We start from the raw sequence: 5,826 nt of genomic DNA on the forward strand, positions 1-5,826 counted from the left end.
AGCCCTGCACGGCGGAGCCGAAGCCGAACCAGCCGGGCAGCGTCAGGCGGCACTGGCCCCAGCTGAAGCCCCAGGGCACGGCGCGCAAATCCTCGATGCGTTGCGAGGGCTTGCGGGAAGCCGGGCGCGAGCTGATGTTCAGCTCGGCGATCTCGCGGATCGGCGTGGCGCTGAAGAAGAAGTCGACGAACCCGGGCGTCTCGTACACGAGCCTGCGGTAGGCGGCCATGCTCGCTTGCGACAGCACTTCGGCGGCCTGCAGGAAGGCCTTGGGCGCCGGCTTGGTCGGCTGCAGCAGGGTCGCTTCCAGCGTCGCGGCGACCAGGGTTTCGAGATTGCGGCGGCCGATCTCCGCGTTGGCGTACTTGGAGGCGATCACTTCGCCCTGTTCGGTCAGGCGGATCTGGCCGCGCACCGTGCCCGGAGGCTGCGCCAGGATCGCCTGGTAGCTCGGACCGCCGCCGCGGCCGACCGTGCCGCCGCGGCCATGGAACAGGCGCAGCTGGATGTCGTGCGAATTGGCCAGCTGCTCGAACAGGGCGACCAGCGCGATCTCGGCGCGGTACAGCTCCCAGTTGCTGGTGAAGATGCCGCCGTCCTTGTTGCTGTCGCTGTAGCCCAGCATGATGTCCTGCTCGGCGCCCGAGCGCTGCACCAGCTGCGCGATGCCGGGCAACGAGTAGAACTCGCGCATGATGGGCGCGGCCCGCCGCAGGTCGGCGATGGTCTCGAACAGCGGCACCACGATCAGGTCCGCCGTGGCGCCCTGGTCCAGCGTGCCGTGCAGCAGGCCCACTTCCTTTTGCAGCAGCAGCACCTCCAGCAGGTCGCTCACCTCCTCGGTGTGGCTGATGATGTAGTGCTTGATCGCCTGCCCGCCGTAGCGCGCCCGCATGCGCTGCGCCATCTCGAAGATCGCCAGTTCCTGGCCGGCATGCTCGCTGTAGCCGGCGCCCATCACGCGCAAGGGCCGGGCGTCGCGCAGCAGCCGCAGCAGCACTTCGCGCTTGCCGTCCTCGGCCAGCGCGCCGTAGTCGGCCTCCACCCGCGCCACCTTGAGCAGCTCGGCGATCACTTCCTCGTGCTGCTCGGAGTTCTGCCGCAAGTCGACGGTGGCCAGGTGAAAGCCGAACACTTCCACCGCGCGGATCAGCGGGCGCAAGCGCTGTTGCGCCATCGCGCCGCCGTGGTGGGCCACCAGCGAGTCGCGGATGGTGCGCAGGTCGGCCAGGAAGTCTTCGGCCCGCCCGTAGGGGTTTTGCGGTGGCAAGGCGTGGCGGGCGGCATCGCCGCCGGTGTAGGCTTTCAGCGTCGCGGCCAGCCGCGCATACATGCCGGTCACCGCGCGCCGGTACGGCTCGTCCAGCCGGTGCTCGTTGGTGTCGGGCGAGGCATCGGCCAGCGCCTTCATGGCCGGCGTCACCTGCACCAGCATCGCCGACAGCGACAGCTCGCTGCCCAGCCAGAACAGCTCGGTGAGGTAGTGCCGCAGCGCCACCTCGCATTGCCGGCGCAGCGCGTACTCCAGCGTCTCGGCGCTGACGTTCGGGTTGCCGTCGCGGTCGCCGCCGATCCACTGGCCCATGCGCAGGAAGCTCGCCACCGGGTGCTGGCCGAGCTCCTGCTCCAGCTGCGCATACAGCTTCGGGATCTCGCGCAGGAAGGTGGCTTCGTAATAGCTCAGCGCCGTTTCGATCTCGTCGGCGACGGACAGCTTGGAATAGCGCAGCAGCCGGGTCTGCCACAGCTGCTGCACGCGGGCCCGCATGTGCGCCTCGTTGGCCGCCAGCTCGCGCGGCGCCAGGGTGTCGCGCGGCAGTGCCCGGGCGCGGATCTCGTCGCGTTCGGTCAGCAGGCGGGCGATGTCGCGTTCGGCGTCGAGGATGCTCTTGCGCTGGACCTCGGTCGGGTGCGCCGTCAGCACCGGCGACAGGTAGGCGTGGGCCAGGGTCTGCGACACGGTGCGGGCGTTGATGCCGGCCCAGCGCAGCCGCGCCAGCGCCACCTCCAGGCTGCCTTCCTGGGTGTCGCCGGCGCGCTCGTGCACCTGCCGCCGCCGGATGTGGTGGCGGTCCTCTGCCAGGTTGGCCAGGTGGCTGAAGTAGGTGAAGGCGCGGATCACCCGCACGGCCTGGTCGCCCGACAGCGACTTGAGCAGGCTCTTCAAGGCCCGGTCGGCTTCGTGGTCGGTGTCGCGCCGAAAGGCGACCGACAGCTTGCGGATGCGCTCGACCAGCTCGTAGACCGTCACCCCTTCCTGCTCGCGGATCACGTCGCCCAGGATGCGGCCCAGCAGCCGGATGTCCTCCAGCAGCGGTCGTTCGTTGTCCTTGGCGCGCCGCGCGGGCGCTGGCGGGGCTGGCGGCATGAAAGGCTCCTGTGGCGGCGGCAGGGTTGCTTAAATTTTCGGCAATGGCCATGCTAGCATCCACCTCCCCCGGAGCATGACAGGCAGGTGACGATTGAGCCAGTTCACGATAGCCACGCGCGAGAGCCGGCTTGCCCTGTGGCAGGCCGAGCACGTGAAGGCGCTGCTCGAGCAGCGCGGCCACCAGGTCACGCTGCTGGGCATGACCACGCGCGGCGACCAGATCCTCGATCGCTCGCTGAGCAAGGTCGGCGGCAAGGGCCTGTTCGTCAAGGAGCTGGAAGTGGCCCTGGAAGAGGGCCGGGCCGATTTGGCCGTTCACTCGCTCAAAGACGTCCCCATGGAGCTGCCCGACGGCTTCACGCTGGCTTGCGTGATGGAGCGCGAGGATCCGCGCGACGCCTTCGTCTCCAACCGCTTCGCCACGCTGGCCGACCTGCCCCACGGTGCCGTGGTCGGCACCTCGAGCCTGCGCCGCGTGGTGCTGGTGCGCGCGTTGCGGCCAGACCTGCGGATCGAGCCGCTGCGCGGCAACCTCGACACGCGGCTGCGCAAGCTCGATGAAGGCAACTACGACGCCATCGTGCTGGCCGCCGCTGGCTTGAAGCGCCTGGGCCTGGGCCAGCGCATCGCGCAGGTGTTCGAGCCGGTCGAGATGCTGCCGGCCGCCGGCCAGGGCGCGCTCGGCATCGAGGTGCGCAGCGGGCGCGACGACGTGATCGCCGCGCTGGCCCCGCTGGAACACCACGCCACCTGGCTGTGCGTCGCCGCCGAACGCGCGGTCAGCCGGGCCATGGGCGGCAGCTGCTCCATGCCGCTGGCGGCCCATGCCCGCTTCGACGGCGAGTACCTGCAGCTGGAAGCGGCCTGGGGCGACCCGGAACAGCCGGCGCCGCTGGTGCGTGCCCGCTGCGCCGAGGTGGTGGGCGAGCTGCATCAGGCGGCGGCCCTCGGCACCGTGGTGGCGTCCCGCCTGCGGGCGGGCGGCGCCCACTGAGCGCGATGCCGGTCGTCATCACCCGGCCGGCGCGGGACGGGCAGCGCTGGGTGGAGCAATTGCGTGCCCGCGGCATCCCGGCGCAGGCCCTGCCGCTGCTGGCGATCGGCCCGGCGCCCGATGCCGAGGCCTTGTGCCTGGCGCGCGACACCGTGGCCGATCACGCTGGCGTCATGTTCGTCAGCGCCAATGCCGTGCAGGGCTTCTTCGGGCCCGGCCCGCTGGCCTGGCCGGCCAACACGCGGGCCTGGGCTCCGGGCCCGGGAACCGCCGAGGCGTTGCGCGAGCAGGGGCTGCCTGCGGCAGCCATCGCCGCGTCGGCGGCCGATGCCGCCCAGTTCGATTCCGAAAACCTGTGGAAGGTGGTGGCCGGCCAGTTGCGCGCGGGGGATCGCCTGCTGCTGGTGCGCGGCGCCGACGAAACCGGCCGCAGCCAGGGCCGCGAATGGCTCGCCGGAATGCTGGCCGCGGCCGGCGTGCGGGTCGACGTGGTCAGCGCCTACTCCCGGGGCGTTCCCGCCTGGACGCCGGGGCAACGGCAGCTCGCCGCGCACGCCGCCGGCGCCGGCAGCGTGTGGCTGTTCAGCAGTTCGCAAGCCGCCGGCAACCTGCGGCTGCTGGCGCCGGACACGGCGTGGGAGCGGGCCAAGGCGATCGCCACCCACCCGCGCATCGCGCAGGCCGTGCGCGCGCTGGGCTTTGGCGACGTGCGCGAATGCCGGCCCGGCTTCGCGGACGTGATCGCGTCGATAGAATCGACCCGATGAGTGCCTTGCCCCCGACGCCACCGCCCGAGCCGCAGCCGACGCTGCCGGCGACGTCACCGGTGCCGCTGGGCCCGCTGCCCGATCCGGCCCGCACGGTGACGGTGTCGCGCGCCACGCTGCTGCTGCTGGTGTCGCTGGCCGGCGGTTCGCTGCTGTGGAGCGCCATGCTGTGGCAAAAGCTCGGCACCATCCAGGAGCAGCTGGCGCGCCAGAGCGCTGACAGCGGCGCCGCCGCCGTGGAGGCGCGGGCGCTGGCGCGCCAGGCCCAGGACATCGCGCGCGACGCCTCGGCCCGCCAGGCCGTGCTGGAGTCGCGCCTGACCGAGGTCGCCATGCAGCGCTCGCAGATCGAGGAGCTGATGCAGAGCCTGTCGCGCTCGCGCGACGAGAACCTGGTGGTGGACATCGAATCGGCCTTGCGGCTGGCGCAGCAGCAAACCCAGCTGACCGGCAGCGCCGAGCCGCTGCTGGCCGCCCTGCGCAGCGCGGAGCAGCGGCTGGCGCGGGCCGGCCAGCCGCGACTGGCGCGGCTGCATGCGGCGGTGGTGCGTGACATGACGCGCATCCGCGCCGCTGCCGTGACCGACGTGCCCGGCGTGCTGGCGCGGCTCGATGAACTGGTGCGGCAGGTCGACGATCTGCCGCTGGCGAATGCGGCGCCGGGCGCGTCGGTCAACGACTTGCCCCGCCGGCCGCCCTCGTCGGCCGCCGCACTGTGGTGGGAACGCTGGCGCGACGCCGTCGCCGCCGAAGCACGCGCGCTGGTGCGGGTCAGCCGCATCGAAGACCCGGAGGCCGTGCTGGTGGCGCCGGAGCAGGGCTTCTTCCTGCGCGAGAACCTCAAACTGAAACTGCTCAATGCGCGGCTGTCGCTGCTGGCGCGACAGAACGACGCGGCCCGGGCCGACGTGATCGAGGCCGGGGCCGCGCTGCACAAGTACTTCGACCAGGGCTCGCGCCGCACCCAGGCGGCGATGGCGCAGCTGCAGCAGGTGCAGGCCCAGGTGCGCTCGGCGGAACTGCCGCGGGTGGACGAGACGCTGGCCGCGCTCGCCACCGCCGCGGCCGGGAAGTAGGGAGCGCCCGCAGATGCGTGCCGCCCTCTGGCTGCTGGCGTTGTTTGGCGTGGCCGTTGCCGGGGCCCTGTTCGCCGGCAACAACCAGGGCTCGGTGGCCCTGTTCTGGCCGCCGTACCGGATCGACCTGTCGCTCAACCTGGTGCTGCTGCTGCTGCTGGGCGCCTTTCTGTTCCTGCATGCCGCCTTCGGCGCGCTGGCCGCGCTGTTCGACCTGCCGCGCCAGGCCTTGCGCTGGCGCACGCAGCAAAAGGAACGCGCCATGCATGCCTCGCTGCTGGATGCGCTGTCGCACATGCTGGCCGGCCGCTTCATCCGCGCGCGCAAGTCGGCCGAGGCGGTGCTGCTGCAGGAGGCGTCACTGACCGCCTCCAGCCACCAGCCGGCCAATGCCTCGCAGCTGCGGGCGATCGCGCACCTGCTGGCCGCCGAGAGCGCGCAGGCGCTGCAGGACCGCCCCGGCCGCGAGACGCACCTGCAGCGGGCGCTGGAGCATGCCAGCGGCCGCGACGCCCACGAGACGCGCGAAGGTGCCTTGCTGCGCGCGGCCCGCTGGTCGCTGGACGACCGCGACCCCGAGGCGGCCATGCAGTGGCTGCAGGGGCTGCCGCAGGGCGC

The 5,826-nt window shown here is 72.1% G+C and carries 5 protein-coding genes; 4 read left to right on the forward strand and 1 reads right to left on the reverse strand.

What is annotated here, in order from left to right; translation table 11 throughout:
• A partial coding sequence (ppc, locus tag JWP65_RS02140; RefSeq protein WP_299759896.1) for a phosphoenolpyruvate carboxylase occupies positions 1 to 2,368 on the reverse strand: 2,368 nt, incomplete at its 3' end.
• A 94-nt stretch (positions 2,369 to 2,462) separates the two neighbouring features.
• Here ppc and hemC point away from each other — a divergent pair.
• The 4 genes from hemC to JWP65_RS02160 form a co-directional block, all read left to right on the forward strand.
• On the forward strand, positions 2,463 to 3,365 hold the full coding sequence (gene hemC / locus JWP65_RS02145; protein WP_299759898.1) for a hydroxymethylbilane synthase: 903 nt from the start codon (positions 2,463 to 2,465) through the stop codon (positions 3,363 to 3,365).
• Positions 3,366 to 3,370: 5 nt separating this feature from the next.
• The gene (locus JWP65_RS02150) at positions 3,371 to 4,132 is read left to right on the forward strand and encodes a uroporphyrinogen-III synthase (RefSeq protein WP_299759900.1); all 762 of its coding nucleotides are present in this window, start codon (positions 3,371 to 3,373) and stop codon (positions 4,130 to 4,132) included.
• Positions 4,129 to 5,208 carry a uroporphyrinogen-III C-methyltransferase gene (locus JWP65_RS02155; RefSeq protein ID WP_299759902.1) on the forward strand — a complete coding sequence of 360 codons (1,080 nt, stop codon included), beginning with the start codon at positions 4,129 to 4,131 and terminating at the stop codon, positions 5,206 to 5,208. The genes JWP65_RS02150 and JWP65_RS02155 overlap by 4 nt, the downstream gene beginning before the upstream one ends.
• A gap of 13 nt (positions 5,209 to 5,221) precedes the next feature.
• Positions 5,222 to 5,826 (forward strand): heme biosynthesis HemY N-terminal domain-containing protein (locus tag JWP65_RS02160; RefSeq protein ID WP_299759904.1); only part of this gene is annotated, 605 nt, incomplete at its 3' end.

Source organism: Ramlibacter sp. (genome assembly GCF_028292805.1).
Taxonomy (GTDB): Bacteria; Pseudomonadota; Gammaproteobacteria; order Burkholderiales; family Burkholderiaceae_C; genus Ramlibacter.